This is a genomic window from Pseudonocardia yunnanensis, assembly GCF_039534065.1.
Lineage (GTDB): Bacteria > Actinomycetota > Actinomycetes > Mycobacteriales > Pseudonocardiaceae > Pseudonocardia > Pseudonocardia yunnanensis.
On the sequence record NZ_BAAAUS010000024.1, the window covers coordinates 181,361 to 198,349 of the forward strand.

General features: G+C 69.4%; 15 protein-coding genes, 1 other RNA gene and 1 pseudogene. 8 read left to right on the forward strand and 9 right to left on the reverse strand.

Translation table 11 applies throughout. The features are described from left to right. Positions 1-18 precede the first annotated feature (18 nt). On the reverse strand, positions 19-921 hold the full coding sequence (locus tag ABD743_RS22480) for a serine hydrolase (RefSeq protein WP_344724122.1): 903 nt from the start codon (positions 919-921) through the stop codon (positions 19-21). Between the two features lie 241 nt (positions 922-1,162). Between ABD743_RS22480 and ABD743_RS22485 the strand changes: the two genes are divergently transcribed. Beyond that, complete coding sequence (locus ABD743_RS22485) at positions 1,163-2,254, forward strand: AraC family transcriptional regulator (protein ID WP_344724123.1); 1,092 nt, start codon at positions 1,163-1,165, stop codon at positions 2,252-2,254. Between the two features lie 82 nt (positions 2,255-2,336). Here ABD743_RS22485 and ABD743_RS22490 read toward each other — a convergent pair whose 3' ends face one another. Beyond that, positions 2,337-2,675: a helix-turn-helix domain-containing protein gene (locus ABD743_RS22490; RefSeq protein WP_344724124.1), complete on the reverse strand. Its 339-nt coding sequence runs from the start codon at positions 2,673-2,675 to the stop codon at positions 2,337-2,339. Positions 2,676-2,783: 108 nt separating this feature from the next. Between ABD743_RS22490 and ABD743_RS22495 the strand changes: the two genes are divergently transcribed. The 3 genes from ABD743_RS22495 (at position 2,784) to ABD743_RS22505 (ending at position 5,791) form a co-directional block, all read left to right on the forward strand. Next, positions 2,784-3,371: a transglutaminase-like domain-containing protein gene (locus tag ABD743_RS22495; RefSeq protein ID WP_344724125.1), complete on the forward strand. Its 588-nt coding sequence runs from the start codon at positions 2,784-2,786 to the stop codon at positions 3,369-3,371. Between the two features lie 1,119 nt (positions 3,372-4,490). Continuing rightward, a complete protein-coding gene (locus ABD743_RS22500) occupies positions 4,491-5,372 on the forward strand; it encodes a uroporphyrinogen decarboxylase/cobalamine-independent methonine synthase family protein (protein WP_344724126.1) in 882 nt (293 codons plus the stop codon). A gap of 77 nt (positions 5,373-5,449) precedes the next feature. Beyond that, the gene (locus tag ABD743_RS22505; RefSeq protein ID WP_344724127.1) at positions 5,450-5,791 is read left to right on the forward strand and encodes a hypothetical protein; all 342 of its coding nucleotides are present in this window, start codon (positions 5,450-5,452) and stop codon (positions 5,789-5,791) included. Positions 5,792-5,861: 70 nt separating this feature from the next. Here the strand turns inward: ABD743_RS22505 and ABD743_RS22510 are convergent, their stop codons facing one another. Further along, entirely contained in the window at positions 5,862-6,818 is a 957-nt protein-coding gene (locus tag ABD743_RS22510) for a TIGR03619 family F420-dependent LLM class oxidoreductase (protein ID WP_344724128.1), read from the reverse strand. A 162-nt stretch (positions 6,819-6,980) separates the two neighbouring features. On the opposite strand from ABD743_RS22510, the gene ABD743_RS22515 reads away from it, so the two are divergent. Both ABD743_RS22515 and ABD743_RS22520 read left to right on the forward strand, forming a co-directional pair. After that, the gene (locus ABD743_RS22515; RefSeq protein WP_344724129.1) at positions 6,981-7,373 is read left to right on the forward strand and encodes a MerR family transcriptional regulator; all 393 of its coding nucleotides are present in this window, start codon (positions 6,981-6,983) and stop codon (positions 7,371-7,373) included. 1,256 nt (positions 7,374-8,629) lie between these two features. After that, on the forward strand, positions 8,630-9,547 hold the full coding sequence (locus ABD743_RS22520; protein WP_344724130.1) for a hypothetical protein: 918 nt from the start codon (positions 8,630-8,632) through the stop codon (positions 9,545-9,547). A 373-nt stretch (positions 9,548-9,920) separates the two neighbouring features. Here ABD743_RS22520 and rnpB read toward each other — a convergent pair. The 5 genes and pseudogenes from rnpB to cobC form a co-directional block, all read right to left on the reverse strand. Next, an RNA gene (gene rnpB, locus ABD743_RS22525) (RNase P RNA component class A) lies at positions 9,921-10,338 on the reverse strand. Positions 10,339-10,379: 41 nt separating this feature from the next. Beyond that, a pseudogene (locus tag ABD743_RS22530) lies at positions 10,380-11,476 on the reverse strand (bifunctional RNase H/acid phosphatase). Positions 11,477-11,478: 2 nt separating this feature from the next. Further along, positions 11,479-12,216, reverse strand: coding sequence for a zinc ribbon domain-containing protein (locus tag ABD743_RS22535; protein ID WP_344724131.1), 738 nt, complete (start codon positions 12,214-12,216; stop codon positions 11,479-11,481). 29 nt (positions 12,217-12,245) lie between these two features. Next, positions 12,246-13,412 (reverse strand): Nif3-like dinuclear metal center hexameric protein, encoded by a 1,167-nt coding sequence (locus ABD743_RS22540; protein ID WP_344724132.1) that lies wholly within the window; start codon positions 13,410-13,412, stop codon positions 12,246-12,248. Then, positions 13,409-14,503 carry an Rv2231c family histidinol phosphate aminotransferase CobC gene (cobC, locus tag ABD743_RS22545; protein WP_344724133.1) on the reverse strand — a complete coding sequence of 365 codons (1,095 nt, stop codon included), beginning with the start codon at positions 14,501-14,503 and terminating at the stop codon, positions 13,409-13,411. The genes ABD743_RS22540 and cobC overlap by 4 nt, the downstream gene beginning before the upstream one ends. A 131-nt stretch (positions 14,504-14,634) precedes the next feature. Here cobC and ABD743_RS22550 point away from each other — a divergent pair, with 131 nt between their 5' ends. Both ABD743_RS22550 and ABD743_RS22555 read left to right on the forward strand, forming a co-directional pair. Further along, a complete protein-coding gene (locus ABD743_RS22550) occupies positions 14,635-15,114 on the forward strand; it encodes a low molecular weight protein-tyrosine-phosphatase (protein WP_344724134.1) in 480 nt (159 codons plus the stop codon). Beyond that, positions 15,111-15,938 (forward strand): fructosamine kinase family protein, encoded by an 828-nt coding sequence (locus ABD743_RS22555; protein WP_379659263.1) that lies wholly within the window; start codon positions 15,111-15,113, stop codon positions 15,936-15,938. Before ABD743_RS22550 ends, ABD743_RS22555 begins: the two co-directional genes overlap by 4 nt. Before the next feature lie 76 nt (positions 15,939-16,014). On the opposite strand, the gene ABD743_RS22560 is transcribed toward ABD743_RS22555, so the two are convergent. Continuing rightward, the gene (locus ABD743_RS22560) at positions 16,015-16,941 is read right to left on the reverse strand and encodes a GNAT family N-acetyltransferase (RefSeq protein WP_344724135.1); all 927 of its coding nucleotides are present in this window, start codon (positions 16,939-16,941) and stop codon (positions 16,015-16,017) included. Between the last annotated feature and the right edge of the window lie 48 nt (positions 16,942-16,989).

Sequence of the window (16,989 nt, forward strand, 5' to 3'; positions counted from 1 at the left end):
GGCCGCGAGTGCCCGAGGTCATCGCGGCTGAGGAATCGCGGCCTCGGCAGCGGCCGTCGCCTTGTTCACGATCGTCCGGGCGGCAGCGGAACCCGAGTTCGCCGGGTTCTTGCTGAGGATCACCACGACGTACCGGTCGTCGCTGCCCAGCACGCCGGTGGTGTGGAGGTCGAAGTCGGAGTTGATCCACATCCACCCCTGCTTCGCCGCCACGTTCGACTGCCGCGGGGGTGCGATCAGGCCGAAGGCCTGGTCGAACCCGTCGGCCCCCTTGTCCTGCGCATGGCCGAGAGCGTCCATGATCATGTTGCGGCTGGCCGGTGACATCGACTGCAGCACGTAGTTGTAGACGGCGGTCACATCGCGCGCGGAGATCTTGGTCTCGCCCCACTGCGACGCATCGGCCGGCGGCTTGCTGTCCTTGAGGCCGACCAGGCTGATCGTCTGCGACACCGTCTGAGCGCCACCGAACTTCACCCAGAGCGCATCCATCGCATTGTCGTCGCTGGCGACGAGGGCCCGCTGGATGTCGTCACGATCGGTGGCCGACAGCGTCAACTCCCCCGCGTCGACCCGGTGCAGGATCGCGACCACGGTGTAGAGCTTCACCACCGACGCCGAATAGAACCGGGTGGTCCCGTCGGTGCCGAGCGCAAGCATCCCGGTCTTCCGGTCGAGTACAGCCGCCCCGATCTGAGTGCCCGGGTTGGCCGCGTGGACGGCATCGACCGCCTGCACCGCACTGTTCACCGCGGCCGATGAGGCCGCCGCTATCCCGGCGGCGTTGCCGGCCTTGAGAGCGGGCATCGCCGCGGGCGCCATGTTGGCCCGCGACACGACTGATTCCGGGCTTGCACCCGCGTCCGTGCTGCCCTCCGCCAAGAAGGCGCCCGCCCCCAGGAACACGGCCAGAAGCACCACGAGCAGGGCTGACCTCTTAGGTGCGCGTCGACGTTTTCCCTCCACACCTTGATGACGTTGGGCAACGTCTGTCCGTTGCCGCCCTCGGAAACTTCACAGGAGATCAACAGCTTTCCGACAGCTCACAGTGATGTGCGCCGCAGAGCCTTGAATTCGCCGCTCATGCAGGGTTTCGCATAAGCGTACGGGGCAGGGCGGCGCAAACCCCGCAGGCCGGACATTCAGCGAATCCGACATTGTCGTGACAGGAATCATAGGTCACCCGGACCCGAACCACGATCACGGTCATAACATGGGCGGCAAGAGCGCACGTCGAGCCGGACCGGACCCTGGTTGGCACATGAGCGAGAAATCGCCGCACGATGTCGGGCGAGCAGGTTCGCCGCCGGCCGTCGAAGCTTCGGCGAACCTGGCACAGAAATGCCGTTCCGCTTTCTATCCGGCGCGGTTCGACATTCTCGGTGAACGCCGGTCTGGCGAGGCACATCGCTTCAGCTGGATCGGGCCGATCACGATGGGTGACATCACCTACGGCCGGGACGTCCGACTCGAGCTCGACGAGCTCGGCTCGAGCTACCACGTGAACCTGCCGGTCGCCGGCTGTCTGGAGTCCCGGCACCGGGGGGTGGACGTGGTCGCGACGCGGGAGCGGGCCGCGGTGTACCGGCCCGACGGCGAGGTCATCCTCACCCGCTGGGCCGCTGATTGCCGGCAGTTGTGCGTGAAGCTCGACCGGGCAGCGGTCGACCACACCCTGGAAGCCCTGCTGGGGCGTCCGGTCCCCGGACGGATCGCCTTCGCCGCGGCCATGGACATCAGGAGCGGCGCCGCCCGAAGTTGGGCACAGCTGCTCCTGACGCTCAACGACCAACTCGCGTGGAGCGACAGCATCGTGCGGCAACCGCTGGTCGCCGGCCCCCTCGCGGAGAGCGTGGTGCGAGGGTTCCTGCTGGCCGCCGAGCATCCCTACTCGAAGGAACTGAGCACGCCGGCGTCGCCCTGCCGTCCGTCCGCGGTTCGCGCGGCGATCGACATCATGGAGGCCGATCCACAGGTACCGCTGACCACCTCGGTGCTCGCGGCGAGATGCCACGTCAGCGTCCGCACATTGCAGGAGGGCTTCCAGCGCCATGTCGGCATGTCGCCGACGACGTACCTGCGTCGGATCCGGCTCCACCGGGCACACGACGAGCTCCGCACGGCCGACCCCTTCCACACAACCGTCGCGACCGTCGCGCACAAGTGGGGATTCACCCACCTCGGCCGTTTCGCCGCCGCGCACGAAGGGGAGTTCGGAGAACTGCCGGGCGAGACGCTGCGCGCAACTCGGTGACCATCGGGCCGCCTCAGCGCTCGACGACCGACGCAGGTCCACTTTTCGCCGGGATGTTTCCCGCTCGGCGTCGAGGCATTCCCTACGCCAGGGTTGCGGGAGCGGATCCCGCGTAGAGGTACTCGCGCCGCCAGCCGGCCGGCGTCGTCCCGTACTGCCGCCGGAATGCCCGTTCGAACGTCCCGCGGTCGAGGATCCCGACCCGCAGGTCCGGGTCCGCCAGGTGCTCGCGGACGTGCGTTCGCATCATCTCGAGCAACACCTCCTCCGGGCCGTCTCCGCCCGGCACGGAAGGCATCACGTCCCGTAGCACCATCGCGAGCAATTCGATCGCGGTCCGCCTGGCGTCCAGCCGCTGCGGCGCGGTGCGCTTGTCAGCCACTTCGAACAATCGCCCGAGGTAGCCCGACATCAACTGCATGGCCGGCTCCGCGGGATCCATGCTGCGCGCATGTTGTCGTGTGGAGCTCGGCGACCGGCATCGATTAATCACAGGCGACACGACCCGGTGGCTGCCTACCATCCGCCGGTGACAGTGGACTCGGACGCCCCGGAGGCCTACCTGGGCCAGGACGCGGTCGTCGACTTCGGCCGGCCCGCAATCAGCGAGCTCGCGAGCGGCCTCCGCTCGCGCCACACGGACGACGTGGACTTCGCCCGAGCCGCCTTCGAGCACGTGCGTGACAACATCCGGCACTCGTGGGACGTGCAGGACACCCGCATGTCCATCAGTGCATCGGACACGCTCGCCCACGGCACCGGCCTCTGCTTCGCCAAGTCCCACCTGTTGGCCGCCATCCTTCGATCCCAGGGCATACCCACCGGTTTCTGCTACCAGCGGCTGACCGACGACGGAGCCACCTTCATGCTGCACGGGCTTGTCGCCGTGTTCCTCGACGGGAGTTGGCACCGGCAAGACGCCCGTGGCAACAAGCCCGGCATCGACGCCCAGTTCTCACTCGGCGAAGAACGCCTGGCCTGGCCGGTCCGCCCGGAACTCGGCGAACGCGACTACCACCGGCTGTTCACCGCTCCCAGCCCGAAAGTCATCGAAGCCCTCGAAGCGACGAACGACGTCCTCGACCTCTGTCGCGGCGGACTCCCCAGCGATCTCTGACGCGACGCTGCTCTCCGAGGTTTCAGGGCAGGAAGTCGGCCACCCGGATCGGTCTGTCGATCTTGCCCAGGACCGGGCGGCCTCCATCAAGAAGCTTGAGGTGATCACGGAGCAGGACGCGCTGACACGCCGCATAACCGACGTCAGTGGCCTCCTGAGCGGGGCCACGCCATCCACACTTGCAGGCAGGCGCGTATGCCGTGAATGTCTGCTCTGCGCACCGCGCGACATCCGTCCAGCTGTCGCTGTACGTTCCGTTGCGGTACCGACCCGCCACGTAACCCTCGTGCCCGTCCGCAGGCTCGTCGTCACAAGGCCCGATGAACAGCATCTGGCCATCTTCCATCCTGGGCGTTACAGAACAAGAAACTCGGCCGCATCTCACCCCCTCGGTCCAGTGCCCGTATCGAACGTCTGTTCCCGCCCGAAAACGATCGGCGACCTGCGCGAACGGCTCTCGTGAGGCATCCCGGCACCTCGGGCAGCGCTCGGGGATCGCCGCACGGCGACCGTCGACCACTGCACCGATACAGAGATCGGCATCGCAGACCCGGAGTCATCAGGTGCGGCGATTTCGGGCCAATTCTCGGAGCACGCATAGAACGCATCGTCAGCGTTATGAAACGAAACCGGTCCGCCCGCTGCTCCCTGCCCCGCGTGGCCGGAGTCGAAAGCTGTTCGTTCGGGCTCGGCGTGGCCGTGCAACGTGGCCGCCGGCAAGCTGAGGACCGGCTTGACCTGCTCGAACGCATCGTCGCCGTGGTGACTGGAGGTTCGCGGCGAACTCGCCGACCGAGAACGTCGGCCCGAGCACGAGTAGAAGCAGCACCAGACCGATCGGAATTCGCGGGCCGAAGCTGAGAACCCTAACGGGACCCCGAATAAGGAGTCGTCACGATGCCCAAGCCTTCACCGATGCCAGAGCTTTCTCCGCAAGGAAGCCGGGCCCGGGGAGCTCACCTGGTCGGAAGTGTTCCGCTGCAGAGCGCCGCTGCGGTGTTCCTTGCCGCCGGCGAGGTTCTACCTGAGCACCTCCGGCGCGTCTCCGATGGGGAGACCGGTGTTCGCAGTGGCTGGATCGACTGGCAAGCGTCGGTCTTCAGGAGCCAGCCCGGCCTCGTGGAGACCGAGGCGACCGGTGCCGACGGGGAGTACGGGTCGTGGTTGCGCACCCGCTTCTTCCCACGGCCGGGCGTCGACCCGGCCCAGCTACGGTTCGGCGCGCTGGGCTACGCGAGTCATGCGCTGCGTTCGTACGCGGAGTTCCGAGCCGCCAGGGACGCAGGCTTCGTCCCTCGCCACTGGCGCTTCATGGTGGCGATGCCGACGCCGTTGGCGCCGATCAACCGGTTCATCGAGGCCGACCACCGTGCCGCGTTGGAGCCGGCGTACGAGGCGGCGATTTTGACCGAGCTCGCGACGATCGCTGCGGCCGTCCCACACGAGGATCTGGCGGTCCAGTGGGATGCCCCCCACGAGATCGGGACGTGGGAGGGCTTCTTCCAGCCATTCTTCGACGGGGATCCCCGGGTGGAGACCGTCGCGCGGCTCGCGCGGCTGGCGGCTGCCGTTCCCGACGAGGCGGAGCTCGGCTTCCACCTGTGCTACGGGGACGCGCAGCACCGCCACTTCGTGCAGCCGAAGGACACCGGCATCGCTGTCGCCCTCGCCAACGCAATCGCGGAGGTCGTGGCCCGACCGATCAATTGGCTGCACCTCCCGGTGCCGCGCGACCGCACCGACGATGAGTACTTCGCGCCGCTCACCGGTCTGCAGCTGCATCCGGAGACCGAGCTCTATCTGGGACTCGTCCACCTGACCGACGGCGCGGAAGGCACGCGCGAGCGAATCCGCGCCGCGAGCCGGTACCTCGACGCGTTCGGCGTGGCGACGGAGTGCGGCTTCGGCCGCAGGCCCCCTGAGGACGTCCCGGCGCTGCTGCGCATCCACCGGGCCGTTGCGGCCCCTGGCCCTCTGCCGGCACGTGACCGGACGAGCTGATCGAGGCGCGGGACGGGATACGCCATGGCAGCGTTGCGGCCGCTTGTCAACATTCCCCTTTATCGAGTCTCGCCAGAATGGTGAGCGCTATTACTCACGCCGATAGGGACGTTGCAGGCAACAAGGACCTGGGCCGCGGTTCCCGCGAGCGGGTGGCCCGGCACGCCGACAACATGGTTCCCGTCCTCAACTACTTCCTCGCCAGCCGCAGCGACACCAAGCACCTGGGGCGGGAGTTGACGGAGCTGTTCAACCGCAGGGACCTCACCTCCGACATGGGAGCCTTCGGGCGCCTGTTCGTGCCGATGGACCGGAGCATGCAAGAGAACCCGACCCCGTACGCGCCGGCCCAGCAGCGGGTCATGCCGTGGGCCGCGGCGCCGGCCTGGACCACCGACGTCAGCCAGGGCGAGGGCTAGGCGGGTTCCCCCTGCTCAGTCCGGCAGCCTCCCGAGTACTGCCCGCCGTCTACGGCGATGGCGACATCGGTCATGCGGCTGCGACCCTTTCGCGGATCTCCACCGCTGTCTCGAGCATCTGCCGAGTGCTGGTGAACCAGTCCTGCAGATTCAGATCCACGATGAGCTCGTCTGCGCCCGCTTCTGCGGCCGTGTGGATGTCGTCCATGATCTGGTCGAGAGTGCCGACGAAAGCCGACCGGTCAGGCCCTGCCGGACGGTCGGTGAAGGTGACGTTTCCCACCACCACCATCTCCATCCGGCTCGTGTCCCGGCCGTACTCAGAAGCCATTCCCCGAATACGGTCCCAGCTTGCGCGCAGTTCTGCGGCTCCGGCCGGCCCGGTGGTGGTAAGTAGCGGCAGCCAGCCGTCTGCCCGCTGGGCGATGCGCTGCACGGCCTTGGAACTGGTGCTACGGCCCAGGTTGCTGCCACCGCCGCCGAGCATCACGGGGATTTTCGAGGCGGGCTTGGGCAGGATCGAGGCGTTGTTGATGATGACGCGAGGACTCCGGAAGGTCACGGGGTCGGGCCCCCACACGGCATCGAAGACGTCCAGCGTCTCGTCGAGGAAGCCGCCGCGATCCGCTCGGGTGGCGCCAGTGGCCTGGAGTACGTCGGTGGACCAGCCGGCGCCCATACCTGCGACGATGCGGCCGCCGCTGATCTGATCGACCGTGGCCAGTGCTTTCGCAAGCTGGACGGGCGTGTGGAGGGCAGCGATCAGAACGGCCGTACCGAGGCGCACCCTTTCGGTCGCCACCGCCGCTGCCGTGAGGACCGCCAGGGGGTCGGCGGTCTGCCGCCCGCTTTCCGGCCACGGCACGTTCGGCGGGGCATAGGGTTCGACGGGCGTCTCCGCGAACAGCAGCTGTTCGTACGTCCACAAACTGGCGTATCCGGCCGCTTCGGCCGTTCTGGCTGCCTCGACCAGGTCGTGTTGCAGGTCGACTCCCAATCTCTGGGGAAGACGAAGGCCGAGCTTCATGTGAAACCTCCGATGTCGTGATTGTCGTGGCGCCGCCGGAACTGAGCCGAGCCTGAGACATACACCCGCTTTCCAGGCAGAGTGCAGATCTCGGCTGTTCTCGGTCCACCAGCGAGCCTGAACACTCACACTGATGTGAGGGTCAAGTGTAGGCTTGAACACATGAAAATCGGAGACCTCGCGGCGCGGACCGGCGTATCCCGTCGGCTACTGCGCTACTACGAGGAGCAGGGGCTGATCACACCCAGCCGCGCTCCCAATGGTTACCGTGAGTACGGAGAGTCACACGTAGACGCCGTGCTGCAGATCAAGGGACTGCTCGATGCCGGACTACCTACCCGCATCATTCAGCAGCTCCTGCCGTGCCTGGACAAGCCGCACACCATCTACGTCCCCTACGTGACACCCGAAATGATCGCCACAATGCAACGCGAACAAGCCCGGCTGTCCGAACGCATCGAGTTCCTGACCCGCAACAGAGACGCGATCGCCGACTACCTCCACACGGTTCTCAGCGTCAAGTCGGCGAACACCGAGAGCACGGCCACGTCATGATCTGCCGAGCGTCTCACCGGCGGTCCGCCGCCCGGTGACCCTGCTGCACCGCGCCCGCTGCTACCTTCCGGGTGCGCGCTTCTCATACGCACCGACTTCAGTAGACGAGCGATCGCGGGAAGCCCTCTGCGCAGGCATCAGGGCTCCATCGGAGGACGATTTTCTGGCCACCGTTTTCTCTCGGAACCATACACGGGCGCCCCTTACTTCTTCTTCGTCGCCGACGCCAATGCAGTGGCCTCGACAGGGCACCCACTCCTCGTCGTGCCGATACCCCACCCCGAGCCCGAGTACGCCTAACTGAACGAGGAACCGCGAGCCGAGTTCCGGGCGATAGTCGGCAAGCTGTGGTCCGTGGAGAAACAACCTTGCCCTGGCGAACATCGACGCAGCTTTGGCCCGCTGGTAGATTTCTTGAGTGACGGGGTCTTCTCAGTCAGAGGCCCTGATAGAGCGACTCATATACACGATCCCACTCATAGGTTTGGGTGACCGGCATTCTTGCCGCGATCTTCGCGGTGGCAATTCGGATCGGCGTGTCAAAGCGTCCGTGCGGGTGCGCGAAGCTCCCGAGGAAGCAGCCGAAGGAGATTGCTCCGCTTACGACTGCGGCGGGGGTGGCGTCCCGGGGCGGAGACGCTCGACACCTACGCTCACCTGTGGCCGGACTCCTAGGACCGCACGCGCGCTGCGATCGACGCCGTCCTCCGACCGACCACGCCGGCACGGACCACGCCACATCCGGCGGCCGCGCCGCGGACGGACGGCCGACCCGCGGCGGCCCGGCCATGAGTCGATCACGCGCAGGACAACCCGGCCTCGACCAAATCCACTGAGTAACGCCCGCCCACCTGCACGTGGCTTAACATGGTCGCGGCATCCTCGGTGATCACGGCTTGGTCCGCGGTCGGTCAGAGCTCTCGCGGACGCGCCAGTGTCCGACGACCACCGTGCACAGCCGTCAGAGACGACGCGAAGGGGGCGACCACCCCGCAATGACCACCATCCAGCACGGTCCGCTGAGCTGCCGTCTCTGCTTCATCGGCCACGATTCAGCCATCAACGCAATCAACACTGACGGATTTCGGCGCGTCAACGACCCGGGCTACTGGGGTGCACCTGACCCCGTCGTCCTCGTCCTCGGGCAATCCAAGGGTCGTACCCAATGGCAGGCCTTGACTGGCCACTTCGATGCGGTCGCCTTCGCGGGGATCCGTGACCGGCTCAGCGCCATTCTCACCAAAGTCGGTGTGCCGGTGGGAACCACCGATTTCGACAGCCGGTTCACTGCCAGCGAGGAGTACTTCGGGTTCGCCTCGCTCGTCCGGTGCAGCCTCAGCACTGTCGACGGTAAGAGCTCCGGATCCCCACTCGGGCGGGCAATGCGATCGACACCGGCTGACCGGTGGGTGCGCAACTGCATGCAGCGCTGGCTGATCCATCCCAATCCGCGGCTTCGTCTCGTCGTACTGCTCGGGCTAACCGACAGCTACGTCACCGCGGTCACGGCTCGGCTCCGGGACATACACCCGACCACGTTTCGCGCCGTCAATGCCACCACTGTGCACGCCGCTGGAGTGGTCTGGACGTTTCTCCAACACCCGTCGCGCCTGTCGGAGAACCACTTCCGCACATGGATCAGCGACGAGCCCCATCGCAAGCGTGCCGACGCCACCGCTGGTGTTCGCCTCGCTCTCGGCGTCTGCCCGCCCAGCGCGTCCGCCGACACCGCCAGGACTCCCGGCTCCGCGCCCCCACGGCCGCGCCCTACCGCCGCACGAGTCACCGTCGGGCCCATCGGTCTGCACGCAGCGATCCGAGAGCACCTCAACGACCACCCCAACCTGGTCCGGCACGGCGCGCTCGGTCGTGACAACGTCAAGATGTCCGATTGGCGCACAGGCAACGGGATCGTCTTCGCCTACGAGAACGAGACCGGCAAGCTCTGGACTCCCGGCGACCCGGCATTGCGCGCACTCACCGCCACTGTCTCTTCCGTCGTCTACCCAGCCGCCAAGCTGTGGACGGGCACCGGCCGAGACGGCACTCCCCTCTACGGCAGGCACAGCGCGCTGAGAAGCATTCACGAACTAGGCGAGGCCGACCTGATCCGCTTCGCACCGGCCACCATGGCCGAGGCCGCACGGATCCTGAACACGCTCCTCTCGATGTAGAGAATGACGCTTCGCCCCAGCGAAAGTTCGCGGTAGGCGGGCTCCTAGTCCGACGCCCACGTGTACTGCGGCTCCGCCACCCATCTCCTCGCCGCGAGTGCGACCGGCCCGTCGCCAGGCCCAACGGGAGACCACCAACCCGTCAGAGCCGTGCTGCCCGCCCACCGTCATTCCAGGCGCGCGAATCTTCTGGACCGACGCCCGACCGCTCCCCTTTGATAGCGGTCATTCGCGATTACGAGCGGAGATCGACCATGGTGGATGCGCGCACCACTTAACTGATCTTGCTACATCAAGATCGCGGGTCCTTGTGCCATCTGTGTGCCATTCTAGCGATCTTGAGCCGCGTTTCCGCAGCTCAGACCGGGTAAGTGGGACGAGCTGGCCTGTAAGCCGGATCCTGTTCCCGGGCGCCTTGCGGCGCACCGTTCGGCGACCATCCATCTGGACCTGCCGTCGCCGACAGGCTCTAGCGGTCTACCCGCAAGCTCGGACGGGCCGTCCTCGAACGCCTGCGCAGTTCCCCGTCCGAAGACGGAGAGCCTCTTGACCTTGCTCCGGGTGGGGTTTACCGAGCCACCCCGGTCACCCGGGGTGCTGGTGGTCTCTTACACCACCGTTTCACCCTTACCTCGTTCCCGGACGTGGGTCCGGGCCGAGGCGGTCTGTTCTCTGTGGCACTGTCCCGCGGGTCGCCCCGGGTTGCCGTTGACAACCACCCTGCCCTGCGGAGTCCGGACTTTCCTCGCCGGTGGCCCGAAGGCCATCGACGCGGCCGCCCGGCCAGCTCGTCCGCGCAGCGATTCTACCCGCAGCGGAAAACCGTCGGTGATCAGCCCGGGGGGTAGTGGCTGGTGTCGTTGACCAGCCGGACGCTGGCGCCGCCGTCCGGGTAGAAGTCCACGATGGACAGGGCGGCCAGGTCGAGATGCAGGCGGTAGAGGATGCTCGGGCCGCCCTGCAGGGCATGGCGCAGCAGCATCTTGATCGGCGTCACGTGGCTGACCACCACCACCGTGGAGCCCGGGAACTCCTCCACCACGGCGGCCTGCTCCTCCGTGATCCGCCTGCCGACCGCGGCGAAGCTCTCCCCGCCGGGTGGTGCCACGTCCTCGGAGCCGAGCCACGACGCGTGCAGCTCGGGGTCGCGCTCCCGGGCCTCGGCGAACGTCAGGCCCTCCCAGGCCCCGAAGTCGGTCTCGATCAACCCCGGCCGGACGACGAGTGGCGCACCCGTCGCCTCGGCGACGTCGGCCGCGGTCTGCCGGGCGCGTAGCAAAGGCGAGCTGAGCACGGCGGCGACGTCGGGCAGTGCGCCGAGCCGGACAGCGGCCGCAGCGGCCTGCCGCAGGCCGAGCTCGGTGAGCTCGGGGTCGCCGTGCCCGGAGTAGCGGCGCTGCACGGACAGGGCGGTCTGTCCGTGCCGCAGGAGCAGAAGCCGCGACGGGGCGCCGACCTGCCCCGTCCACGAAGCCGACGCCGGAGCTGTGGCGACGCCGGGAGCGGGCTCGCTCACGGTCCCGTCAACCGGGCCGCTTGCGCGTCCATTGCCTTGTTGGCCAGCGTGTCGGCCCGGGTGTTGCGGGAACGGGGGATCCAGCCGAACCGGACCGAGCCGACCTCGTGTACGAGCCGCCCCGCCTCGAGCGCCAGCGGCTTCATCGCCGGATGCTTGACCTGCCAGCGCCCTGACATCTGCTCGACGACCAGCTTCGAGTCCATCCGGACATCCACCTCGGTGGCGCCGAGCTCGATCGCCGCCCTCAGCCCGGCGATGAGGCCCTTGTACTCGGCGACGTTGTTGGTGGTGACCCCGAGCCCCTCCGAGCACTCGGCGAGCACCTCCTCGGTGGCCGAATCGAGTACCACCGCGCCGTAGCCCGCGGGACCGGGGTTGCCGCGCGAACCGCCGTCGGCCTCGACGATCAGCTTCACAGACCCGATTCCTTCGTCCGGACGAGGATCACGCCGCACTCCTCGCAGTGCACCACCTGGTCGTCGGGCGCAGCCCGCAGCTCCGAGATGGCGGTGCGGTCCAGCTCCAACCGGCACGCCTGGCAGCGCCGCTGCAGCAGCAGCGCCGCGCCGACGCCCCGCTGCTCGCGGCGCTTGTCGTACGCGGCGAGCAACTCGGCGGGGATGCCGGGGAGCGCCTCGTCGCGGGCCCGGCGCCGCCCGGTCTCCGCGGCGTCGATGTCGGAGATTGCCGAGTCGCGCCGCTCGGTGATCTCCGAGAGCTTCTGCTCCGCCGAGGCCAGCGCCGCACGCGAGTGGTCGACGTCGGCGCCGATGGCCTCGCGCTGCTCCATGATCTCGAGCTGCTCGTCCTCCAGGACGCTCTGGCGCCGGGCCAGGGTCTCCAGCTCGTGCTGCAGGTCGTTGGCCTGCTTGGCTCCGATCCCGGCGCCGGTGAGCATCTGGTTGTCGCGCTCGGTGCGCGCGCGGACGCCGTCGACGTCACGCTCGATGCGGCGGATGTCGCGGTCGAGGTCGCCCGCGGCGGTCTCCACCTCGACCAGCTTGTCCTTGGCCGTGCGGACCGCCGTCTCGGCGTCGGTCAGCTCGGTGTGCTCCGGCAGGTTGCGGCGCCGGTGTGCGAGCCTCGTCAGCTCGGCGTCGATCTCGGCGAGATCCAGCAGCCGGCGTTGGACGGCAGGGTCGGCCTTCACGCGGCCATCACATCCATCCCATCCATTTGTCATTGCCTCCCGGTCAGGGGCGCCACCGACCAGGGATCGGTGCAGTGGTGCGAAACGCGGACCTCGACGCTACCGCCAAGCGATTTACCGACGATGTCCGCCGCCTGCAAACACCAGGGCCACTCCGACGCCCAGTGGGCGACGTCGACGAGCGCCGGCGTCGGGCGGCCCGCGAGCGTGCCGGCCAGCAGGTGCTCCGACGCCGGATGGTGGCGCAGGTCGGCGGTGACGTAGGCATCGACGCCCGCGCGGATCGCGGCGTCCAGTGCGGAATCCCCCGCCCCGCCGCAGACCGCGACCCGCTCGATCACGCGATCGGGATCTCCCGCGGCGCGCACGCCCCACGCCGTGGCCGGGAGCGCCGCGGCCACGCGTTCGGCGAACGTCGCGAGCGACTCCGCCGCCGGCAGCGTGCCGATCCGGCCGAGGCCGAGCGCCGAGGGCAGGTCGGCGAGCTCGAGCACGTCGAACGCGGGTTCCTCGTACGGATGCGACGCTCGCAGCGCGGCGACGACGGTCGCCCGTCGGCTGCGCGGGAGCACCATCTCGAGCTTCGTCTCGGCTACCCGTTCCAGCTTGCCGACCGACCCGATCGTCGGCTGGGCGCCCTCGAGGGGCCGGAACTGTCCCGTGCCGGCCGTGGCGAAGGAGCAGTGGCTGTAGTTGCCGACCAGTCCCGCGCCCGCCGCGGACAGTGCCTCGTGCACCTCGGTGATCGCCGGACCCACCGGGATGAAGGTGACGATCTTGTCGAGCGGCTCGGCCGGGGCACCGACCAGCGGACCCGTGACCTCCAGGCCGATCGCTGCGGCCAGCGCGTCCGAGACGCCGGGGTCGGCGGAGTCGGCGTTCGTGTGCGCGGTGTACAGCGCGGTGCCCGAACGGATCAGCCGGTGCAGCAGCGCCCCCTTCGGGGTGTCCGCGCCTACGCCGTGCACGCCACGAAGCAGCAACGGATGGTGGGTGACGAGCATCTGGGCGCCGCCCTCGTCGCCGTCGAGCGCCTCGGCGACCGTCTCGGGCACCGGGTCCACGGCGAAGAGCACCGACGACACGGGATCGGCGGGGTCACCGCAGACAAGGCCGACCGCGTCCCAGTCGGCCGCCAGCGACGGCGGGTACGCGGTCTCCAACGCGGCGATCACATCGGCGACTGTTGCGGTCATGCGCCGACCTCCATGAGCGCATCGGCCAGGGCGGCGGCGAGCCGGGCGACCTGCGCCGCGGGACGCACCGCGACACGGACGTGGTCCGGCCCGAGACCCGGGAAGGTATCCCCGCGACGCACCGCGACACCAGCCTCACGCAGCACGGCGCGCACCCGTTCCCCTCTTCCCTCGGGCAGTCGCAGCAGCAGATAGGGCGCGCGGCCCGGCAGCACCGTGACCCCCGGAACAGCGGCGAGCGCAGCAGCCTGCTCGGCGCGGGCGGCGACCAGCCGTTCCGCGGCCCGCTGGGACTCGGCGACGGCCTCCGGGCCCGCACAAGCGATCACGGCCTCGAGCGCGGGCGTCGAGACGGGCCACGGAGGTCGGGGCGCGGCGAGCCGGGCCAGCAGGCCGGGCTCGCCGAGCGCGTATCCGGCGCGCAGCCCCGCGAGCGCCCAGGTCTTGGTGAGGCTGCGGAACACGAGCAGCCCGGGGACGTCCGCCTCACCAGCGAGGGACTCCGGTTCCCCCGGGATCGCGTCGGCGAACGCCTCGTCCACCAGCAGCACCCGGTCCGGCGCCGCCATGGCCCGGACGTCAGCGGCCGGATGCAGCACGCCGGTTGGGTTGGTGGGGTTGCCGACCACGACGAGATCGGCCTCGGCCGGGACGTCGCCGGGATGCAGCCGATGGCCGTCGTATTCGCTGGTCAGGACCCGCACGACCGGCACTCCCGCAGCCCTCAGCACGGCCTCGGGCTCGGTGAACCCCGGGTGCAGCACCGCTGCCAACCGAGGGCGCAGGGCCGGCAACAGGGCGAACCCCTCCGCGCTGCCCGCGAGGACCAGCACGTCGTCAGGACTGCGCCCGTGCCGCGCCGCGACGGACTCGCGGGCGAGGGCGTCGTGTGCGGCCGCGGGGTAGCGGCCCAGCCCGTCCAGCGTCGCCGCGATCCGGTCACGCAACCACGCAGGCGGTCCGGTGCCCTGGACGTTCACGGCGAAGTCGAGCAGGCCGGGTTCGGCGTCGACGTCGCCGTGGTGACGCAAGGCTGCGACACCATCCGCTGCGACACCATCCGCAGCGAGGCCATCCGGCGCGTGATCCATCACAGCAGCCTACGGGCCGCTTCGTCCCTTCCTCGCAGAGTCTTCGGTCTTCTCGCAGACGCCGGGCGGTCTGCGAGGACGACAGCGCCCCTGCGAGGACGGCCAGGATGTCGCCCGGCCAGACTCGTCCTATGAGCGTTGCCAAGAGCCCGCTGCGTGTGGTCTTCGTCTGCACCGGCAACATCTGCCGCTCCCCCATCGCCGAGAAGGTGTTCGTTCACGAGTTGCAGCGCGCCGGCCTGGCGCACGCCGTGGAGGTCGGCAGCGCGGGCACCGGCAGCTGGCACATCGGATCACCCGCCGACGAACGCGCCGCGGCGTTGCTGCGCGCCGAGGGCTACCCCGACGAGCACACGGCCCGTCAGGTGGACGCCGAGCTGCTCTCGGCCGACCTGCTCGTCGCGCTCGACGAGTCCCACCGCCGCGCATTGCAGTCGATGGTCCGCGAGCCCGAGCGGGTGCGGCTGCTGCGTTCGTTCGACCCCGCCGCGCCCGCCGGGGCCGAGGTGCCGGATCCCTACTACGGCAACGCCGACGGGTTCACCGAGGTCCTCACCATGATCCGGGCGGCCATGCCGGGAATGCTGGATTGGGTGCGGAGTCGGGTGTGAACGTCCTCGGCGTCGTGGTGCGCACCAGCACACCGCTCGGTGGCGGGGCCGTGCGCGCGGAACTCGCCGACGGGCGCACCGTCGTCGTCAAGAACGCGGAGGAGAGCTCCCTCGCCGCCGAGGCGGCCGGGCTGCGTTGGCTGCGGGTGCCGGGCGGGACATCCGTGCCCGCCGTGCTGGACGTCGACCGGCAACGGCTCGTCACGGAGTTCGTCCCGCGCGGCTCACCCGGCGCCGGCGCCGCGGCGGCGTTCGGCCGCAGCCTCGCCCACCTGCACGGCAGCGGGGCCCCTGCTTTCGGCGCCGCGCCGCCCGATGGGCCCTCCGCGGCCTGGATCGGGCGGGCACCGATGCGCAACGAGCCGTCCCCGAGCTGGCCGGAGTGGTACGCGGCCGACCGCGTGCTGCCCTATCTGCGTGCAGCGTCGGACGCCGGGGAGCTGACAGGGGAAGAGGCCGCGGTCATCGAGCGGGTGTGCGACCGGCTCCCCGCGCTCGCCGGTCCGGCAGAGCCACCCGCCCGGCTGCACGGCGACCTGTGGTCGGGCAACGTCCTGTGGTCGCCCGGCGGCGCATGGCTGATCGACCCCGCCGCCCACGGCGGGCACCGCGAGACCGACCTCGCGATGCTCGCGCTGTTCGGCTGCCCGCAGCTCGACACCGTGCTGCGCGCGTACGACGAGGCGGCGCCGCTCGCCGCGGGATGGCGCGAACGAGTGCCGCTTCACCAGCTCTTCCCGCTGCTCGTGCACGTGGTGCTGTTCGGCCGCGGCTACGCCGGGCAGGCCGTGGCGGCGGCACGGGCGGCGCTACGCCTGGGCTGAGCCGCCCACTCCGGACGAACGACACGTCCACCCAGACCTATCGGACGAGAGTGCCGCTCGTTCGGTGCGCGGGCGCTCAGCGCCAGTCGTCGAGAACGTAGATGTCCGCGCGGTCGTAGGCAGGCTCGTTGGGGCGGTGCATGGAGACGCCCGCCGTGTCGACGCGGAATCCGGCGCCGAGGAGATGCCGGTGGGCCTCGTGGCGAGCGGTGTTCACCCCCACGGTGAGCCGGCGAGCACCGGCACCCGCGGCGAAGCCCTGGCAGGCGCCGAGCAGTGCGGCGAACACGGCGGCGGTGTGCGGACCGGGCCGTACGGCGGCGAACTTCACGTAGACCGTGCCGCTGCCCGCCTCCGTGCCCGCTCCGGAATGGCAGACGGCGAACCCGCTCGGCGCGTCGGGCGCGCCGACGAGCACGACCTCGCCGAGACCCTGGTCGAGCACGGCCGTGATCTCTCCGCGGACGTCGAGCCCAGGGTGGATCGAGTCGGTCACGGCGGCGCAGGCGTCCAGCAGCGCCTGACGGCTCGCGGGCGCCGCAGCCGACATACGCCAGCCCAGCACGGGCTCTTCCCCGCCCACCGGGCGCGACATGATCACCGTGAGATACCGCGGCCAGAACCCGAACTTGTGGTAGAGCCAGTGGTGCATCGGGCTCTGCGGGAACGTGAACAGGCCCTGGTGGGTGGCGCCCCGCGCGTCGAGCAACTCCGTGGCCGCCCCGACGAGCCGCGTGCCCACACCGCTGTTCCACATGCGCGGCGTCACCGACAACGGCCCGAGGAAACCCACGCTGCCCCACAGCGTCACCAGCGTGGAGCCGACCAGCACGCCGTCGACCAGGCCGGCGAGCGCGACGGTGTGCTGAGCGCGGAAACGCGTGCGGAACACCTCGGTGTCGTCGTTCATGTCGATGCCGAGGAGGGTGCCGAACGCGTCACGCAGGATGCCGTCCGCATCGTCCAGTTCGGCCTGGAGGAGCGGCCGCACCTCGATCTGCACCACGAAAGGATGGCGCGTCGCTCCGCCGAGCGGAGCATCGGGCTAGTC